At 42.1% G+C, this 19,815-nt stretch carries 17 protein-coding genes; 13 read left to right on the top strand and 4 right to left on the bottom strand.

Annotation, left to right across the window (positions count from 1 at the left end; all coding sequences use genetic code 11):
• The first annotated feature begins 67 nt into the window (after positions 1–67).
• The 9 genes from nrfB to ACPEEM_RS06725 all read left to right on the top strand — a co-directional run bounded on the left by nrfB (position 68) and on the right by ACPEEM_RS06725 (position 10,048).
• The gene (gene nrfB, locus ACPEEM_RS06765) at positions 68–715 is read left to right on the top strand and encodes a cytochrome c nitrite reductase pentaheme subunit (RefSeq protein WP_424401434.1); all 648 of its coding nucleotides are present in this window, start codon (positions 68–70) and stop codon (positions 713–715) included.
• Positions 712–1,392 (top strand): cytochrome c nitrite reductase Fe-S protein, encoded by a 681-nt coding sequence (gene nrfC / locus ACPEEM_RS06760; RefSeq protein ID WP_424401432.1) that lies wholly within the window; start codon positions 712–714, stop codon positions 1,390–1,392. The genes nrfB and nrfC overlap by 4 nt, the downstream gene beginning before the upstream one ends.
• A complete protein-coding gene (nrfD, locus tag ACPEEM_RS06755; protein WP_424404664.1) occupies positions 1,389–2,348 on the top strand; it encodes a cytochrome c nitrite reductase subunit NrfD in 960 nt (319 codons plus the stop codon). The genes nrfC and nrfD overlap by 4 nt, the downstream gene beginning before the upstream one ends.
• 74 nt (positions 2,349–2,422) lie before the next feature.
• Positions 2,423–4,372 (top strand): heme lyase NrfEFG subunit NrfE, encoded by a 1,950-nt coding sequence (nrfE, locus tag ACPEEM_RS06750; protein ID WP_424406422.1) that lies wholly within the window; start codon positions 2,423–2,425, stop codon positions 4,370–4,372.
• A gap of 2 nt (positions 4,373–4,374) precedes the next feature.
• A complete protein-coding gene (locus ACPEEM_RS06745; protein WP_424404660.1) occupies positions 4,375–4,935 on the top strand; it encodes a DsbE family thiol:disulfide interchange protein in 561 nt (186 codons plus the stop codon).
• Complete coding sequence (nrfF, locus tag ACPEEM_RS06740) at positions 4,919–5,416, top strand: heme lyase NrfEFG subunit NrfF (protein WP_424401424.1); 498 nt, start codon at positions 4,919–4,921, stop codon at positions 5,414–5,416. The genes ACPEEM_RS06745 and nrfF overlap by 17 nt, the downstream gene beginning before the upstream one ends.
• Positions 5,413–6,252, top strand: a complete 840-nt coding sequence (locus ACPEEM_RS06735) for a TPR domain-containing protein (protein ID WP_424406420.1) — start codon at positions 5,413–5,415, stop codon at positions 6,250–6,252. Before nrfF ends, ACPEEM_RS06735 begins: the two co-directional genes overlap by 4 nt.
• 60 nt (positions 6,253–6,312) lie before the next feature.
• On the top strand, positions 6,313–7,530 hold the full coding sequence (locus tag ACPEEM_RS06730) for an NAD(P)/FAD-dependent oxidoreductase (protein ID WP_424406418.1): 1,218 nt from the start codon (positions 6,313–6,315) through the stop codon (positions 7,528–7,530).
• Between the two features lie 1,063 nt (positions 7,531–8,593).
• Entirely contained in the window at positions 8,594–10,048 is a 1,455-nt protein-coding gene (locus ACPEEM_RS06725; protein WP_424404652.1) for a catalase, read from the top strand.
• Between the two features lie 48 nt (positions 10,049–10,096).
• Here ACPEEM_RS06725 and ACPEEM_RS06720 read toward each other — a convergent pair whose 3' ends face one another.
• The gene (locus ACPEEM_RS06720) at positions 10,097–10,318 is read right to left on the bottom strand and encodes a GNAT family N-acetyltransferase (RefSeq protein ID WP_424406416.1); all 222 of its coding nucleotides are present in this window, start codon (positions 10,316–10,318) and stop codon (positions 10,097–10,099) included.
• A 454-nt stretch (positions 10,319–10,772) separates the two neighbouring features.
• On the opposite strand from ACPEEM_RS06720, the gene dnaE reads away from it, so the two are divergent.
• Positions 10,773–14,252: a DNA polymerase III subunit alpha gene (gene dnaE, locus ACPEEM_RS06715; RefSeq protein ID WP_424406414.1), complete on the top strand. Its 3,480-nt coding sequence runs from the start codon at positions 10,773–10,775 to the stop codon at positions 14,250–14,252.
• 143 nt (positions 14,253–14,395) lie between these two features.
• Here the strand turns inward: dnaE and ACPEEM_RS06710 are convergent, their stop codons facing one another.
• The 3 genes from ACPEEM_RS06710 to pth form a co-directional block, all read right to left on the bottom strand.
• Positions 14,396–15,808, bottom strand: coding sequence for a basic amino acid/polyamine antiporter (locus ACPEEM_RS06710; protein WP_424406412.1), 1,413 nt, complete (start codon positions 15,806–15,808; stop codon positions 14,396–14,398).
• Between the two features lie 98 nt (positions 15,809–15,906).
• Positions 15,907–16,998, bottom strand: coding sequence for a redox-regulated ATPase YchF (gene ychF, locus ACPEEM_RS06705; RefSeq protein ID WP_424406410.1), 1,092 nt, complete (start codon positions 16,996–16,998; stop codon positions 15,907–15,909).
• A 29-nt stretch (positions 16,999–17,027) separates the two neighbouring features.
• Complete coding sequence (pth, locus tag ACPEEM_RS06700; RefSeq protein ID WP_424401408.1) at positions 17,028–17,612, bottom strand: aminoacyl-tRNA hydrolase; 585 nt, start codon at positions 17,610–17,612, stop codon at positions 17,028–17,030.
• A 154-nt stretch (positions 17,613–17,766) separates the two neighbouring features.
• Here pth and ACPEEM_RS06695 point away from each other — a divergent pair, with 154 nt between their 5' ends.
• From ACPEEM_RS06695 to ACPEEM_RS06685, 3 genes are read left to right on the top strand one after another with little or no spacing between them, the layout of a single operon-like run.
• Positions 17,767–18,207: a type II toxin-antitoxin system RatA family toxin gene (locus ACPEEM_RS06695; protein ID WP_424401406.1), complete on the top strand. Its 441-nt coding sequence runs from the start codon at positions 17,767–17,769 to the stop codon at positions 18,205–18,207.
• Positions 18,194–18,493, top strand: coding sequence for an RnfH family protein (locus ACPEEM_RS06690; protein WP_424401404.1), 300 nt, complete (start codon positions 18,194–18,196; stop codon positions 18,491–18,493). Before ACPEEM_RS06695 ends, ACPEEM_RS06690 begins: the two co-directional genes overlap by 14 nt.
• A 57-nt stretch (positions 18,494–18,550) precedes the next feature.
• Positions 18,551–19,744 carry a JmjC domain-containing protein gene (locus tag ACPEEM_RS06685; RefSeq protein ID WP_424404644.1) on the top strand — a complete coding sequence of 398 codons (1,194 nt, stop codon included), beginning with the start codon at positions 18,551–18,553 and terminating at the stop codon, positions 19,742–19,744.
• Positions 19,745–19,815: the final 71 nt, after the last annotated feature.

Below are 19,815 nucleotides of genomic sequence, written 5' to 3'. Positions count from 1 at the left end.
TAAGCACTAAGGATTCAAACAGGAAAGAAAGTGCGGTGCTTTTAACACGAATTTTGAGGTACTACATATGAGCTTACATTCCCTAATCAAACAAGGAATAGCGATCACCCTCGGCGTAATGGCTTTTTGTATCGGTGCGGTTGCACAGGCAGATAAGCTAAAAGGTCATGAGGTGAGCCAATTCACGTATGAGCCAACGTTAGAGCATCAGCGTGATCCTAACCAATATTGTGCAAAATGCCATAAATTAGATGCCAATAATAGCCAATCAGGCGGCGTCTTTCATTTTGGTAAATTTCACGGCACCCACTTATCTGAAAAAAATCCGAATACAGGAAAACCGATCACCTGTGTGAGCTGTCATGGCAATATTTCTGAAGATCACCGTCGTGGAGTGAAAGATGTCATGCGTTTTCGTGGCAATATTTTCAGTGATGAAAAACCTATGTTTACTGTGGAAGAACAAAATCAGGTTTGTTTTGCTTGCCACCAACCGAAAAAATTACGCGAAACTTTGTGGGCACATGATGTTCATGCCATGAAATTACCTTGTGCAAGTTGCCATACCTTGCATCCTGCACAAGATAAAATGTCGGGTATCACGAAAAAAGACCAAGTGAAACTTTGCGTGGATTGTCATGGTGAGCAACAAAAACGTCGAGCTCATTTACAAGCACCACATATTTATGCCCCACAACAAAAGGATACACCATGACAGCTTGCTCACGTCGAAACTTTGTTTCTGGCATGGGGGCGTTAATCCTGATGACGGGAACATCAATGAAATCAGTGGCACAGCCTGCTAGCGAGACCAAAAAACCGATTCGTTATGCCATGTTACATGATGAAACCGCTTGTATCGGCTGTACCGCTTGTATGGAGGCATGCCGTGAAACCAATCACGTCCCAGAAGGGGTGTCTCGTTTGGAGATTATCCGTAGCGAGCCTTACGGTGAATTTCCTAATACAGAATATGAATTTTTCCGCCACTCTTGTCAGCATTGCCATAATGCACCTTGTGTGCACGTTTGCCCAACTGGGGCGTCTTTTGTGGATAAAGAAACAGGCATTGTGGATGTGCACAAAGATCTTTGTGTCGGCTGTCAATATTGTATTGCGGTTTGTCCATATCGTGTTCGATTCATTCATCCAATACATAAATCGGCGGATAAATGTAATTTCTGCCGTGACACCAATTTAGCCAAAGGCAAATTACCTGCTTGTGTGGAATCTTGCCCAACTAATGCCTTGACGTTTGGTGATCTGAATGATCCAAACAGTGACATTTCGCAAAAAATCCACGAGCAACAAGTGTATCGCACCAAAGTGGAGTTAGGCACTGATCCGCAACTTTATCATGTACCAGCCAAAAGAGGGGAGCTAAGACGATGAACAGTCCATTTCATTTCCCGTCTTTAGTATGGGATCACACTATCGCCATTTATTTGTTTTTATTGGGGATTTCTGCTGGTGCTACCATGTTAGCGGTCTTATTAAAACGGGCGGGCTTAGCGGGTGAGGATCCTGCACAGAATAATGTAATTCGCTGTACGGCATTTTTAGCCCCATTAAGTATCACACTGGGGTTGGTGATTTTGATTTTTCATTTAACCAAACCTTGGACATTCTGGTATTTAATGTTCAATTACAGTTCTACTTCCATTATGTCGATGGGGGTGATGTTATTCCAAGTGTACATGGCTTGTTTACTGCTCTGGTTGGCGATTATTTTCCAGCAACTTGTCGCCCACGTCATTGAGAAATATGCCAAACCTTTGGGCTTTGTGAATCAGTGCATTGCCTTTGCCAGCAAACTGACAGGTTTCATTGAGATCATGTTGCTCCTTTTCTCGGTTTTATTAGGGGCATATACGGGCTTTTTATTATCCGCATTGATCAGCTACCCGATGTTAAATAACCCTGTGTTACCGATTTTATTTTTAGCATCGGGAACCTCCTCAGGGATTGCAGCATTGATTGTTTGCACCTTGTTATTCACCAAAGAAAAGACGCATTCTGCCTCGTTAGGTTTTTTGCATAAATTTGAGCAACCCGTGATGTTCATTGAGCTTTTCTTACTCGCCGCTTTCTTTATTGGTTTGTATTTAGGTGGGGGACAAAAAACAGTTGCATTTCATACCGCACTTTCTGGGGGATTCTGGGCAAACGTGTTTTGGATTGGCGTTGTTGGCGTGGGGTTGGTGTTACCTTTATTGCTCAATGCCATAGCGAATCCTCAGCTCAAACACCGAAAAGGCTTTATGTTATGGGTGGCTTGCTTAGGCTTAGTGGGCGTGCTATGTTTGCGTTTTTTTATCCTCTATGCAGGACAAATGACCCTTGCATAAGGGCTTAATTTGATAAAAAGGCGGGCGTTCGTTCGCCTTTTTGACACAGTTTTTTTGCTTACCTTGACATTGATATGATTCCAGAACTCGGTTTTTTTGCTTTACTCATCGCGACATTTTGTGCCTTGTTACTGGCATTGGTGCCACAATTAGGCATTTTCTTACGCAAGCCGTATATGATTGGGACAGCGTGGAATTTAAGTTATCTGTTTGGTATCTTCACTAGCATTGCCTTATGCGGTTTGACCTATGCCTTTGCCACCGATGATTTTTCTGTGCAATATGTGGCACAACATTCAAATTCACAACTTCCCATTTTCTTTAAACTCTCAGCGACTTGGGGAGGGCATGAAGGCTCGATGCTTTTTTGGCTTTTTGCTTTAGCCATTTGGTTGATGTTGTTTGCCTTTTCAAGTCGTCATAAAGATCCCATTATTTCAGCCAGAACCTTATCTGTGCTCGGCATGCTTTGCCTTGGCTTTTGCTTATTTATTTTATTATTATCCAACCCCTTTGAACGGCATTTTCCGCCAGCCTTTGAAGGGCGTGATTTAAACCCGATGTTGCAAGATGTGGGACTGATTTTTCATCCCCCTTTACTGTATTTCGGTTATGTTGGCTTTGCGGTGAACTTTGCAATTACCGTTTCGGCGTTAGTCAGTGGGCATTTAGATGCGGCTTTAGCCCGCATGATGCGACCATGGGTGTTGGTGTCGTGGTTATTTTTAACTTTAGGGATTGCCCTCGGAGCGTGGTGGGCGTATTACGAACTTGGTTGGGGAGGTTGGTGGTTTTGGGACCCCGTGGAAAATGCCTCTTTAATGCCTTGGTTATTGGGTTTGGCGTTATTACACAGTTTATCCATCACCGAACAACGAGGTATTTTTAGCTATTGGACAATGCTTTTCTCACTCTTGGCATTTTCTTTCAGCTTATTAGGCACCTTTATCGTTCGTTCTGGTATTTTAACCTCGGTACATGCGTTTGCCGTGGATAATGAACGAGGCATTGCCTTACTCATGCTCTTTTTTCTCTTTACCGTCAGTGCCCTCACCCTATTGGCACTCAAGGTCAATTTGCCAAAAAGTGCGGTACGTTTTGCACTTTTTTCTAAAGAAAATGCCTTTTTATTGCTGAATATTTTGTTCAGCATTGCAAGCGTCAGTGTGTTTTTAGGCACCTTTTATCCGCTTGTTTTTACAGCATTACAATGGGGATCCATTTCTGTCGGGGCACCTTATTTTAATACCTTTTTTATTCCTTTGTTTGTCATGGTGATGCTCCTGATGATTGCGGTGCTGTCCATGCATTGGAAACGGCTAGATAAATCCCGTTTTGTTCAGCGTTTAGTCTTGCTCGTGCCTGCATTGGTGGTGGCATACGGCTTAATTCATTATCAGGTGGATCCGCATGACGCTCGCTATTTTCACTGGGGGGCTTATGGTTTATTAAGTGTGGCAATTTGGTTGCTTTTTGCCACACTTTGGTTACCTTGGCGAAAAATTACCCTCAAACAGTTCGCCATGGTGGTGGCACATTTAGGGGTGGCGGTGACGGCGATCGGGGCGATTATGAGCAGTTATTATAGCCGTGAGATCGGGGTGCGACTTGCTCCACAACAAAGCCAAACGTTGGGCGATTACCAATTTCATTATCAAGGTTTCCAGCATGTATTAGGCCCGAATTACACCAGTGAAAAAGCCCATTTTGTGGTGACCAAGCAAGGGCAGCCTTATGCTGATGTTTATCCAGAACGTCGTTATTATGATGTGCGAACCATGAACATGAGCGAAGTAGGCATTGATTGGGGCTGGTTCGGCGATGTGTATATTGTGATGGGCGATAAATTAGGACAAGGTGAATTTACTTTCCGTTTGCAATATAAACCCTTTGTGCGTGGGTTGTGGCTTGGTGGGCTGTTAATGGCATTGGGGGCATTGTTGGCGGTGGTTGCTTTACGTCGTAAGCCTGAACGCATCATACCTGAAATTGACAAGGCATTGAATCCTGATAGGAGAGAGTGAATATGCCAGCGAAGTTGAAAAGAAAAAATTGCCTTGTGTTTTTGCCCCTTTTGGTGATGTTAGCGGTGTGTGCTTTATTGTTAATTGGACTACAACAGGATCCGAAAAAAATGGCTTCTGCCTTAATCGGGCAACCTGTGCCGAAATTTGCTCAGCCCGATTTGTTGCAAACGGACAGGGTCTTAACGCCTCAACACTTGCCGAAAGGCGTGTTTTTGCTCAATGTGTGGGGCAGTTGGTGTGTTTATTGCCAAAAAGAGCATCCTTTTTTGCTGCAATTATCCCAATCTATACCCATTGTGGGGTTAAATTATCGTGATAAGCCAGAAAATGCCTTAGCGATGCTCGCCAAACTGGGCAACCCTTATCAGTTAGTGATTTACGATGGCAAGGGCGAGCTGGCACATCATCTTGGTGTAGACGGGGCACCAGAAACCTATTTAGTGGATAAACAAGGGCGGATTCAATATCGCTATGTTGGTCCTTTAAATTCTGAGGTGTGGCAAAAGGTGTTACTGCCAGAAATCCAAAAATGGGAGGGGGAAGATGCGAAAGTGCGGTAGATTTTTGCTCAGTTTGAGTGTGTTGATAAGTGTGTTAATGAGTCTGTTTGCACAGGCTGAAATCGTGGACACCTATGTATTTCACTCCGCTGAAGCACGGGTGCGAGCCGTTGAATTAGCCAAGTCTTTACGTTGCCCACAATGTCAAAATCAAAACTTAGTGGAATCTAATTCCCCCCTTGCCGCAGATTTACGTCTTGAGGTGTATAATATGGTGAATGAAGGTAAAAGCAATCAAGATATTGTTGCGGTGATGACTGATCGTTTTGGGGATTTTGTGCTATATCAGCCACCTTTTCAGTGGACAACCTTATTTTTGTGGTGTACGCCAGTTTTGTTATTGTTGCTCGCATTAGGGTTAATGTGGCGTGAAACAAAAGGGAAACATCAACCTCATGCCAGTCTTGAGTTGGATCCCACACAGCAAGCCGCATTACAACAGTTATTAAAACAGGGTGAAAAAACAGGAAACGAAAAATGATTTGGGGATGGCTTTTTTTTACTGGTGTGATTGTCGTGTGTTTATTACTGCCGTTGCCCAATTGGCAAGGGTGGCGAACACAATATCGTCAGCAACAAAACATTGCACTTTATCGTGAACAAATGGCGATGAAGCCCGAACAGACACTGGAAGCTGAGCTGAGTCAGCGTTTACTGGACGATGAAAAATTTTTTCAAAATCGACCGCACTTTGAACAACAAACGGCAAAAACGGAACGTTTTTCCTTTAAATTCAATTTGTTGTTAATTGCTTTGTTAGTGATTTTACCCACATTATCTTATTTTTCCTTACCACGTTATGCCGCCATGGAAGCAGGGGAGCACGCTTTTTTACAGCAGCAAATGCAACTTATGACACAAGCCATGTCACAGCAACAGGAAGATAAGATTGAGCGACTTCAACAAACCTTACGTCAAGATCCGAATCATGCTGAAAATTGGTTAGCCCTTGGGCAAGCCTATTTAGAGAATCAGGAAATTGAACATGCATTAATTGCCTATGGCTATGCACAAGGTTTATTGGGTGATGAGCCTTATATTTTGGGGGCAATGGCAACAGCCTATTATTATCAAGCAGGGCAAAAGATCACCCCTCAGGTGGAAGCCTTATTGACTCAAGCCTTGGATCGTGATCCCACTGACACGGCGAGCTTATCCTTGCTGGCAACAGAGGCATTTATCCAAGGAAATTATCCAAAAGCCATACAAACGTGGCAAAAAATGTTAGACTCCGACCGACCGAATGTGGAACGTCGTCTGCTCATTCAACGAATCCAGATGGCACAACTCCGACAACAAGCCAATTCAATCAGGTAAAATCAGGCGTCATCTGCACGCCTGATTGCCGTTAAGCGTGATAAGTGATCAAAGAATCTTATGAACAACTATTCTGAAGTAATTATTCTCGGTGCGGGAGCAGCGGGATTATTTTGTGCAAGTCAAGCCGCAAAACGTGGCAAACAAGTGCTTTTGCTAGATAATGGCAAAAAAATAGGGCGTAAAATTTTGATGTCTGGTGGTGGATTTTGTAATTTCACCAATTTAGATGTCACACCACAGCACTATCTTTCGCAAAATCCCCACTTTGTCAAATCCGCCTTAGCCCGTTATACCCAGTGGGATTTTATTGCCATGGTGGCGAAATATGGCATTGCCTATCATGAAAAAGAATTAGGGCAATTGTTCACAGATGAGGGGGCGGAAAAGATTGTTGACATGTTAGCGACAGAATGTGCCAATTATCAAGTCAAGATCCTGTTACGCCAGCAAGTCAGCGACATTCATCTATTAAATCAAGAAAGGCAATCTGAAGATAAAAAAGGGCGTTTTTCTTTGCTGGCGAACGGCTCAACTTGGTATTGCGATGCCTTAGTCATTGCAACGGGTGGGCTGTCGATGCCAGGGCTAGGGGCAACGCCTTTCGGCTATCAAGTGGCGGAGCAATTTGGTGTTGCCGTCTTGCCACCAAGAGCCAGCCTCGTGCCTTTCACTTGGCGTGAAACGGATAAATTTTATACCGCACTTTCAGGCATTTCTTTACCCATTGTGGCGACAGCACAGTGTGGAAAAGCCTTTAGTAATCAAATGTTATTTACCCATCGAGGCATTTCAGGCCCAGCGATTTTGCAAATATCAAACTATTGGCAACCGAATGAATCTATTGAAATTGATTTATTGCCCGATCAAGACATTAGCGAGTTTTTACAACAATTACGCACAACTTCACCGAAATTACAGCTGAAAAATGCTTTAAGCCGTGTTTTACCGAAAAAATTGGTGGAATTATGGCTTGAACAACAGAGCATTCAAGACGAGCCCATTGCCCAACTCAGCAAACATCGTTTACAGCAATTAAGCAATTTAATCCATCATTGGACGTTTTTCCCTAATGGCACAGAAGGCTATCGTACCGCAGAGGTGACAATGGGCGGTGTGGATACCCATGCTATTTCCTCAAAAACCATGGAAAGTCAGCAGGTAAAAGGCTTGTATTTTATTGGTGAAGTCCTCGATGTCACAGGCTGGTTAGGCGGATATAATTTCCAATGGGCATGGAGTTCTGCCTATGCTTGTGCAGTGGCATTGGCAGAATAAATTACGCAATTTTCTTGCAGAAAAACATCAGGGTTAAAAGGCATGAACGATGAAAGCAGCTAGTTCAGGGATATTGTTTTTTTATTAGGTTGTGCCAATAAAATAATTCTTATTTAATAGGCTAAATCTTGGCTTATTAAGATTTAGCCCCTACCATGACATCTATTTTCTTTTTTTGAATTGCTCAACAGCAGATAATTTGGCGGTGTTATTTATTTTTTATTTGAAAATAAATTTCATTCTTGATCATGAAAGATGCCTTTTTATTGCCTGTTATTCTAGACGAATAGACCTACTTTTTATCTGACAATACCTGAATTTTCAACGAAATGAGGCTCGCCTTTAGTTTACGTCATGCTTTCGATAAATGAGGACGTTATTCAGGTTTATTTTTTCTTAAATGAATATTTCTGTGTTTTATTGATATTTATTTTTGTTTTTTAGTGGTATAGTAAGCACGCTTAAAATATTTCTTTTCTTTTTTAATAAACATTATTTTATTCGGACAATAATGATATTTATTCTCACTTGGTCTAAGCAAAATATTTAATTTATTTTTATAAACTATATTCTCTATTATATAGTTTATATTCTCTGTTTAAATCCACAGGTTGAATTAATTTTATTGTTAATAAAATGCTAAAAAAATATTAAAGACAATATTTTTGTTTACAATTTTTTTACATGTGACAGTAAAATATTCAAGCTGATAGCCCATGGTAGGCTGTTTCCTGTGAGTGGCTATGCAATCAGTGCAAAGGAATGCCCTTAAACTGAAAAAAAACATGACAAAGATACCCTAATATTGGAGGATGAATAAATGCGTTATCATTTATATCCTCAATAAGATTTTCATTTTATATTCAATAATAGGTTTTATTTATTACGTTGTTTGTTATTTCCTTTTTAATCAATTTCCTCTATCAAAATAATAGATTGCGAGTATTTTTTAAACAAATATAATGGAGCCCACAAAGTACTTAACACTTGCTTTAATGCAAATAAGTATCCGTTTTATAAATTAAGAATCCTTCGACTTCTATTATTTAAGAGGAAATGTATTATGTCTAAATGCCCATTTGATCATGGCTCAAAAACCTTAACGAACGCAGCGGGTGCGCCAATCGTTGATAACGACAACACCCTATCAGCAGGCCCTAAAGGTCCATTACTTCTACAAGATGTTTGGTTCCAAGAAAAATTAGCTCACTTCGCTCGTGAACGTATTCCTGAGCGTGTGGTTCATGCTAAAGGTTCTGCAGCTTACGGTACATTCACTGTCACTCACGACATCAGCAAATATACCAAAGCAGATTTATTCAACGGTATTGGCAAACAAACTCAAGTATTATTACGTTTCTCAACCGTAGCAGGTGAGCGTGGTGCAGCAGATGCAGAGCGTGATGTACGTGGTTTCGCCTTAAAATTCTACACTGAACAAGGTAACTGGGACTTAGTGGGTAACAATACACCTGTGTTCTTTATCCGTGATCCATTGAAATTCCCAGATTTCATTCACACACAAAAACGTAACCCACAAACTAACTTACGTGATGCAAACGCAGCGTGGGATTTCTGGTCTCGTCACCCTGAATCATTACACCAAATCATGATTCTTTTCAGTGACCGTGGTATCCCAACAGACTTACGTCATATGAACGGTTACGGAAGCCATACTTATAGCTTCATTAACGAACAAAACGAGCGTTTCTGGGTGAAATTCCACTTCAAAACACAACAAGGTCATAAATTCTACACAAATGAAGAAGCGGCTAAAGTGGTAGGTGAAGATCGTGAATCAAGCCAAAAAGACTTATATGAAGCCATTGAGCGTGGTGAATTCCCACGTTGGAATGTTCAAGTGCAAATCATGCCAGAAGCAGATGCACACAAACATAACTATGCGTTTGACTTAACGAAAGTATGGCCACACAAAGATTATCCAATGATCGAAGTGGGTGTATTAGAGTTAAATCAAAACCCAATTAACTACTTCGCAGAAGTGGAACAAGCGGCGTTTGCACCTTCTAACATCGTACCGGGAATTGGTTTCTCACCAGACCGTATGTTACAAGGCCGTCTATTCTCATACCAAGACGCACAACGTTACCGTTTAGGTGTTAACCACCACCAAATTCCAGTTAACGCACCAAAATGCCCATACCACACAACACATCGTGATGGTGCAATGCGTGTAGATAACAACGGTGGTACACACCCTAACTATGCACCGAACCGTTTCGATACTTATGTGCCGACTCATCAACAAGAGCCAGCATTAGAGTTAGAGCGTTCAGCGGCACACTTTAACTTCCGTGAGTACGATGAAGATTACTACACACAACCTGCTGCACTTTATAACTTATTCGATGCAGGTCAAAAAGCACGTGTGGCGGCAAACTTCGCAGCGGGCTTAGCGGGTGTTACAGAACCTGAGATTGTTGAAAGACAATTAGCCCACTTCGATAAAGTGAGCAAAGAATTAGCTGATGCAATTCGTGCGAACTTAGCGAAATAATCCGTTTGGAACTTTATGATTCAGGCTTGGGGCAACCCAAGCCTTTTTTTATGATATGTGACGTTTAATCCAGTAACGTTGAATGATTTTTCCTTGTCTTTCAAACTCACTTTCTAAATATCCACCATTTTTTAAGATCACGTTGCTGGATGCGATATTATCTTTATCACAGGAAAGCATCACCTCTTTTATCCCCAATAGATCGGTTTTTTCTAATGCAAGTGTGAGCATTTGAGTTGCATAACTTTTTCCCCATTCTTGAGGATGCACTGAATAGCCAATATTTCCTCATATTGTAGAAGATAGTCATTTAGCGTATGTCGAAGATGGATTATGCCAACCATCCGATTTTCGGTTGTATGCCAAGCAAGATAAGTACTATCGGATACCTTGTCATAACCAAAGCGATTTGTTCCAGAGGGGGCATTCAGATATGCAAGCCAATCTTCAAAAGTGTCTGCAGAAAAATGGGCTAATTGATTGGCACCGTGTAAGGTGAGGCCCGAATTTTCATAAGTTTGTTTGTAGTTTAGAATTTCATTTTTATGGATTAACGTGGGTTTGATCAACATTAAAGATTGCATAGTACCTCCTTGATTTGCATTGCATATAACTTAGCATAATGGGCAATGTCTTACCTAAGCTAAATTTGTGCAACTGGCAAAATCCCGTTAAAATAGACCGCACTTTTGCCTGAATTTTTCTGCATCGCAAGGATCCTTTTATGTCGCACCCCCGTTTTGTCCATCTCCGTGTTCACAGTGATTTTTCCATGATTAATGGCATCGCCAAAGTGAAGCCGTTAATTAAAGCCTGTGCTGAAAATAATATGGTGGCAATGGGCTTAACGGATTTCACCAATTTTTGTGGGTTAGTCCGTTTTTATGGCGAAGCCTTATCTTCAGGGGTGAAACCCATTATTGGGGCGGATGTGCGAGTCAAAAGTGATTTATGTGGGGACGAATTTTTTGATTTAACCTTATTGGCGAAAAATAATACGGGTTATCACAATATCACTTTGCTACTTTCCAAAGCTTATGAGCGAGGTTACCAAGATCTGCCCTATATTGATCAAGCATGGTTAATTGAACACCGTGAGGGCATTATTGTGCTGTCTGGTGGGCATTATGGCGATGTGGGTAAAAAGTTACTCAAAGGCAACCAAACAGAGATTGAAAGTGCGGTCAAGTTTTATCAAGATTATTTCCCTGATCATTTTTATTTGAGTTTAAGCCGAACAGGGCGTTATGAAGAAGAACGTTATGTCAGTTTAGCCTTAACCTTAGCCGAAGAAAAAGGCTTGCCTGTGGTGGCAACTAATGATGTTCTCTTTTTGCAAGAAGAGGATTTTGAAGCCCACGAAATTCGTGTGGCGATTCACGATAGCTACACACTTGATGATCCAAAACGTCCGAAAATTTACACTAACCAACAATATTTTCGTTCTGAACAAGAAATGTGTGATCTGTTTGCGGATATTCCTTCTGCCTTGGAAAACACCTTGCTCATTGCACAACGTTGTAATGTGACCATTCGTTTGGGCGAATATTTTTTACCGCAATTTCCCACTGGGGATCTGTCTACTGAAGACTTCTTGGTGAAAAAATCCAAAGAGGGCTTGGAAGAACGCTTGAAAGTGTTGTTCCCTGATGAAAAAGTCCGCCAGGAACGCCGCCCAGAATATGATGAACGTTTGCAAGTGGAATTAGACGTGATCAACCAAATGGGCTTCCCAGGCTATTTTTTGATCGTGATGGAATTTATTCAATGGTCGAAAGATAACGATATTCCCGTAGGACCGGGGCGAGGATCGGGTGCGGGCTCTTTGGTGGCTTATGCGTTAAAGATTACCGATCTTGATCCACTTGAATTTGATTTGCTTTTTGAGCGTTTCTTAAATCCAGAACGTGTTTCCATGCCTGACTTCGACGTGGATTTCTGTATGGACGGTCGAGATCGTGTTATCGAGCACGTAGCCGAAACTTACGGGCGTGGTGCGGTATCACAAATTATTACGTTCGGTACCATGGCGGCGAAAGCGGTGATTCGTGATGTGGGGCGTGTGCTTGGGCACCCTTATGGTTTTGTGGATCGCATTGCGAAATTAATTCCCCCTGATCCAGGTATGACCCTTGCTAAAGCCTTTGCTGCCGAACCGCAATTACAAGCTGTCTATGATTCCGATGAAGAAGTCAAAGCCTTGATTGATATGGCACGCAAACTGGAAGGGGTGACCCGTAATGCAGGTAAACACGCTGGTGGTGTAGTAATCTCGCCAGGATTAATTACCGATTTTTCACCGCTCTATTGCGATTCAGAAGGCAAGCACCCCGTTACGCACTTTGATAAAAATGATGTGGAATATGCAGGCTTAGTGAAGTTTGACTTTTTAGGTTTACGCACCCTCACCATTATCAAATGGGCGTTGGATATGATTAACACACGCCTTGCCAAAGAGGACAAAGCGCCTGTGGATATTAGCAGTATTCCATTAGATGATCCCGAGTCCTTTGAATTATTGAAACGATCTGAAACAACGGCAGTTTTCCAGCTAGAGTCACGGGGTATGAAGGATTTGATCAAACGCCTTCAACCAGACTGTTTTGAGGATATTATCGCTTTAGTTGCCTTGTTTCGTCCCGGTCCGTTAGAGTCGGGCATGGTGCAAAACTTTATTGACCGTAAACACGGTGATGAACCTGTTGCCTATCCTGATCCTGAATATCAGCACGAGAGTTTAAAACCAATTTTAGAACCGACTTACGGTGTCATTGTGTATCAAGAGCAGGTGATGCAAATTGCCCAAGAACTGGCAGGTTACACCCTCGGTGGGGCGGATTTGCTTCGCCGTGCAATGGGTAAGAAAAAGCCTGAAGAAATGGCGGCTCAGCGTGAAATTTTTGAAAAAGGTGCCATTGCAAAAGGCGTAGATGGTGAGCTTGCCATGAAAATTTTCGACTTGGTTGAAAAATTTGCAGGCTATGGTTTCAACAAATCCCACTCTGCGGCTTATGCCTTAGTGTCTTATCAAACCTTATGGCTCAAAACCCATTATCCTGCGGAATTTATGGCGGCGGTGATGACTTCAGAAATGGACAATACCGATAAAATCGTGGGGCTCTATGATGAATGTTTGCGTATGGGATTAAAGGTGGCACCACCCGATATTAACACAGGCAAACATCATTTTAGTGTCAATGAACAAGGTGAGATTGTGTATGGTATTGGGGCGATTAAAGGCGTAGGAGAAGGCCCTATTGAAGCCCTGATTGCAGCACGTGAACAAGGGGGAATTTTTAAAGATCTGTTTGATTTGTGTGCCAGAGTCGATCTGAAAAAGATCAACCGTCGCACCTTTGAAAGTCTGATCTTATCTGGTGCCTTTGACAAACTGGGTCCGCACCGTGCCGCCTTGTCGAAAAATTTAGAAGATGCCTTAAAAGCCTCTGATCAGCATGCCAAAGATGCTGCAATGGGGCAAGCGGATATGTTTGGGGTATTGACCGAAAGCTATGAGGAAGTGGAAAAAGCCTATGCCAGCACGCCACGCTGGAGTGAAAAGGTGATTTTAGATGGTGAGCGAGAAACCCTTGGGCTTTATTTAAGTAGCCACCCGATTAGTCCTTATATCAAAGAATTAGAGCATTACAGTTCAACACGATTAAAAGATTTAGTGCCAAATTATCGAGGGCAAGTGAGCACGGTAAGTGGCTTGGTGGTGGCATCTCGTGTGGCGGTCACGAAAAAAGGCAATCGCTTAGGCATTGCGACTTTAGATGATCGTTCAGGTCGTTTAGATATTACGTTGTTTGGTGAAGCGTTAGAAAAATTTGGCGAGAAATTACAAAAAGACAGTGTTGTTATTGTGTCTGGTCAAGTCAGTTTTGATGATTTTTCAGGGGGCTTAAAAATGACCGTGCGTGATCTTATGACCTTAGATGAAGCTCGTAGCCGTTATGCAAAAGCCATTGCCGTTTGTTTATCTCAAGAGCAAATTAGCCCGTTGTTTATTCGTCAATTTAAATCCTTATTGGCACCACACAGTGGCGGAAGCTTGCCAATGCATGTGTATTATTCCAGTCCGCAAGGAAAATGTAAGCTGAAAATGGGCATTCAATGGTCAATTAATCCGACCGATGAGTTGATTGCACAATTGGGTGAAACACTCGGCGAAAATGCCGTGGAGTTGGAGTTTGCCTCATAAGAAAAGGCGTGATTCAAGTGGGCTTTTAACGGCAATTTATGTTGAATCACAATCTGATGATTAACCTTATCTTGTAAAAGTGCGGTCTGTTTGCAAAATGTTTTGTAAAACAGACCGCACTTTTTTATGAAGGCAAGGCAGGATTACTGCCAATTGACATTCACTACTGTGTTATAAATGGCAAACACAAAGGCAATGGCAATAAACAGCAAAAGCCAAGTTTCTTTGGCGTTAAATTGCAGTTTGCCTTGATGTTGGTAGCGGGAATAAAAATAAATGCCGATACCAGGTACATAAAGCAAAATGGATAAGAGCAAATGATCTAAACCTGCGGCGTATAAAATCCATATTCCGTAAAGGGAAGCCAGTAAGCCAGTCAGTTTAATATACCAAGGGCTATTTTGTTGAATAGACAATTTCAATAAATAAGCCCCAATCAAGAAATACGGCACTAAAATCATTGAAGTGGAAATTAACAACAAAGCGTTATAGCTTTTCCCTGTCAATAACACAAGCACTAAGCAAAATTGCACCACGAGGTTCGTAAACCACAATGAATGAATTGGGGCGTCGTTTTCATTTAGCTTGTTCAACATTTTGGGGAACGCCCCATTTTTTGCCCCACGGTAAGGCACTTCAGCCGAATACATGGTCCAGCTAATGTAAGAGGCAAGCACCGAGACAATTAAGCAAGCCGTGATAATCATTTTGCCACTACTGCCTATCATGTGTTCCAATAAGCCAGCCATGGATGGATTCGGCATTGCGGCAATCACTTCACGGGGTAAAATCCCTAGGGACAAGATGGTGATCGCCACATATAAAATTAAGGCAATGACAATCCCTAACACGGTGGCTAACCCCACATCACTGCGTTTTTTGGCATGAGCCGATAACACCGCCGCCCCTTCCACACCGACAAACACCCAGAGGGTGATGAGCATGGTATTTTTCACTTGGGCGGTCATGGACGGGTTTAAATGACGGGCTTGAATATCCTGAAGAAAGATCTCAGGTGAGAAAAAATAAGCCGCCAACACAATAAATAGCACTAAGGGAAAGGCTTTAACAAAGGTGGCTAACAGATTTAAAAATGCCGCTTCTTTCACCCCTCGAGTAATGAGTCCATGCACGAGCCACACCACCAGTGATGAGCCAATGAACGCAAGCAAGGTATTGCCTTGCCCAAAAACCACCGAGCCAGTGCTATCGGTGAATAAGCCGATTCCTTCAAATGCCACCACTAAATAGCCGACACTACCAATGGTTGCACAGAGCCAATAACCCCACGCGGAGAGAAAGCCGACTAACTCCCCAAAACCTTCACGAGCATAGGTGTAGATCCCCCCGTCTAAATCTGGACGTAAGCGAGAAATGAAGAAAAAGGAAAGCCCTAAGAAGACGATGCCAATGCCCGTAATGATCCACCCGATCACTAACGCTTTTGCCCCCGCCACGTCTGCCATATTTTGTGGCAAACTAAAAATCCCTGAGCCAATCATGGAGCTTAACACTAAGGCGGTCAGGGATAATAAACCAATTTTTTTATTCGACATGCAGTCTTCTCTGTATTTGTTATGGTTAAAATAGAGAAAAAAAGACCGCACTTTTTACGGTTGACCCCAAAAAGTGCGGTAGATTTTAGAGCGGTTTTTTAGACATTAAAGCGGAAGTGCATCACATCGCCATCTTGTACAATGTAATCTTTACCTTCTAAACGCCATTTACCCGCTTCTTTTGCTCCAGCTTCGCCTTTGTATTGAATGAAATCATCGTAGGCGATCACTTCAGCACGAATAAAGCCTTTTTCAAAATCGGTGTGAATCACTGCCGCCGATTTTGGTGCGGTTGCCCCTACTGGAATGGTCCAAGCACGCACTTCTTTCACCCCTGCGGTGAAGTAAGTTTGTAAATTCAGTAAGGCATAACCTGCACGAATTACACGGTTTAAGCCCGGTTCTTCAATGCCTAAATCTTGTAAAAATTCCACTTTTTCATCATCGTCAAGCTCGGCAATTTCTGATTCAATGGCGGCACAAACTGGCACAACCACCGCCCCTTCTTTTTCGGCAATTTCACGAACCAGATCCAAATACGGGTTATTTTCAAAGCCGTCTTCATTCACGTTGGCAATATACATAGTGGGTTTTAAGGTTAAGAAGTTATAGCTTTTGATGGCGTGTAATTCGTCTTTATCCAGTCCCACAGAGCGAATCATGCCCGCATTTTCAAGCACAGGGAGGATTTTTTCCATAATGGATAACTCAAATTTTGCTTCTTTATCCCCACCTTTGGCACGTTTTTGTAAACGTTGAATCGCACGCTCACAGCTATCTAAGTCGGCTAATGCCAATTCTGTATTGATGGTGTCAATGTCTTCCGCAGGATCGATTTTACCTGCTACGTGGACGATATCATCATTTTCAAAACAACGTACCACATGCCCAATGGCATCGGTTTCACGAATATTGGCTAAGAATTTATTGCCTAACCCTTCGCCTTTACTTGCCCCTGCCACTAAACCAGCAATATCCACAAATTCCATCGTGGTGGGTAACACACGTTCTGGTTTGACAATTTCCGCTAAGGCGTCCAAACGTGGATCAGGCATAGGCACAACCCCCGTATTTGGTTCGATCGTGCAAAACGGATAGTTTGCCGCTTCGATGCCTGCTTTGGTTAATGCATTAAATAGGGTGGATTTTCCTACATTGGGTAAACCCACGATGCCACATTTAAATCCCATAGTTTTTCCTTATTTAAAAATAGTTTGATTTATGCTTTAAATGCATTTAAACGATTTGTTGCTTTAGTGATCCCTTCTTTAATGAGGATACTGACGCACGTTGCGGCTTCATCTAAAGCTTTATCAATTAACTGCCAATCAGTTGGTGAGGGCTTATTTAACACATAAGCAGACACAAGGTTTTTATCACCAGGGTGACCAATGCCGACTCTTAACCGATAGAAATTTTTATTATTACCTAACTGAGCAATGGTATCACGCAAGCCGTTGTGTCCACCATGTCCCCCGCCTTGCTTAATTTTCGCCACACCGGGTGGGAGATCTAATTCATCATGAATCACTAAAATTTCTTCTGGTTTTATACGATAAAAGTTTGCCAAACTGCTAATGGCTTTGCCACTTAAATTCATGAAGGTGGTCGGCACTAAAAAACGTATTTCATTGCCATCAATGACGGTACGTGCCGTTTTACCTGAAAATTTGTTTTCAGGGGTTAGGGTAACATTAAATTGGCGAGCTAAACGGTCAATCAGCCATTCCCCTGCATTATGACGGGTATCGGCATATTTATCACCGGGATTGCCTAAACCAACAATTAACTTTATTTCAGACATGCATTTTCTTCCAACAGTCAAAATAGTGCGGTATTGTAGCGGAAAATGCGAGAACTCTCAATTTTGAAACGGAGATTTTCGTGATTCTTGCCTTATTTTGACCGCACTTTTCCGCTATAATGAGCAGAATTTTTTTGAATGAAGAATGAATGCCATGCCAACAGTTAATCAAAGTGCACTCGTGCCTTACAGTGCAGAACAAATGTATCAATTAGTGAATGATTACGAACGTTATCCTGAATTTTTACCTGGCTGTGTGAATAGTCGCACCTTAATGCGAGAACCTCATGAATTGATGGCCGAATTAGTCATTTCAAAAGCGGGAATCAGTCAGAAGTTCACGACTCACAATCAAATGGTGGAGAATCGCTCAATAAAAATACATTTGCAAGAAGGTCCTTTTCGCTTTTTAGAAGGCGAGTGGTTGTTTGAACCTTTGGACGAATGCTGTTGTAAAATCTCGCTGCAATTAGCATTTGAGTTTTCCAATCCGTTAATTGCCATGGCGTTTGGCAAAATTTTTACCCATTTAACCAGCAAAATGATTGAGGCATTCAAACAGCGAGCAAAAGAGGTTTACCATGGCACAAATTAATATTGAAATCGCCTATGCCTATCCGAAACGTTATTATTTGAAAAAATTAAAGGTGGAAGAAGGGACCATGATTCAAACGGCTATTTTGCAATCGGGTATTTTGCAACACTTTACCGAAATTGATTTACGAGAAAATAAGGTGGGGATTTTTAGTCGCCCGGCTAAACTTACCGATCAAGTCAAAGAAGGGGATCGCATTGAAATTTACCGCCCATTATTAGCCGATCCGAAAGAAATCCGCCGTAAACGTGCAGAACAACAAGCGGCACAAGCCAAGAAAAAATAAGGTTGCTGTCTGCCTTTTCCTGATAAAAACGACCCTACACAAAAAATGGATACCAACATGAAATTCTGTTTACCTGAACACATTACCCCAGAAATATTTTTGCGTGATTATTGGCAAAAACAACCCTTATTGATTCGTAATGGATTGCCTGACATTGTTGGCATGTTTGAACCTGCGGACATTCTTGAACTTGCTCAACAAGAAGAGGTAACGGCACGTTTAATTAAGCAATTTTCCGAAGATAATTGGCAATTAATGCGTAGCCCATTCACGGAAAAAACCTTTAAAAACTTACCTGAACAGTGGTCTGTGTTAGTGCAAAATTTAGAACAATGGTCGCCAGAATTAGGGCAGTTATGGCGTGCCTTTGGGTTTATTCCACAATGGCAGCGTGATGACATTATGGTGTCTTATGCCCCAAAAGGCGGTTCGGTCGGTAAGCATTATGATGAGTATGATGTGTTTTTGGTGCAAGGTTATGGTCATCGCCGTTGGCAATTAGGAAAATGGTGCGATCCAAGCACTGCATTTAAAGCCAATCAACCTATTCGTATTTTTGATGATATGGGTGAGCTGATACTTGATGAAGTGATGGCACCGGGTGATGTGTTATATGTGCCTTCTCGTTTATCTCATTATGGCGTAGCAGAAGATGACTGTTTGACTTTCTCTTTTGGTCTGCGTTATCCGAATCTTGCGGATTTATTCGACAATATCAACAAAGGGCTTTGCCAAGCCTTGCCTGATATGGATTTAACTGAGCTAAATATTCCCTTACGTTTAAGCCCATCGCCACAGGCAACAGGCAAGTTAGATCTTGCGATGGTGGAAAAAATGAAACAACAATTTTTCGCCAAACTAGCCGAATCTACACAATTTGATCGTTTATTCCAACATGCGGTGGCAACGACTGTGAGCACCAGACGTTATGAGTTACTGGAAACAGAAGCCTATTGTGATTTAGAAGAAGTGCGGTCAATTTTGGAAGAAAATGGCAAGATCATGCAAGATAATAACTGTAAGTTGCTTTATCTTGAAAATCCATTACGTCTTTATGCCAATGGTGAATGGTTAGATGAATTAAATGAGATTGAAGCTCTAGTCTTAAAAGCCCTTGCCGATGGCGAACACCTTGATTTCGCATTTTTAACGCACTTATGTGCACAAAATGAAGATCCTGATACGGCTTTGGCGTTATTGCTCGATTCTTTATGTAACTGGCTTGATGATGGCTGGGTATGCTTGGAGTAGGGAGATTCATCACATGTAAGGTGATGTTGTTCATGTGTGGCAAGATCACCCATTCTGTATCACGCCAAAGG

Source organism: Pasteurella pantherarum, from assembly GCF_049670885.1.
Lineage (GTDB): Bacteria > Pseudomonadota > Gammaproteobacteria > Enterobacterales > Pasteurellaceae > Pasteurella.
The sequence above is the reverse complement of the archived record's forward strand: the minus strand, read 5'-3'. Positions and strand labels throughout refer to the sequence as shown.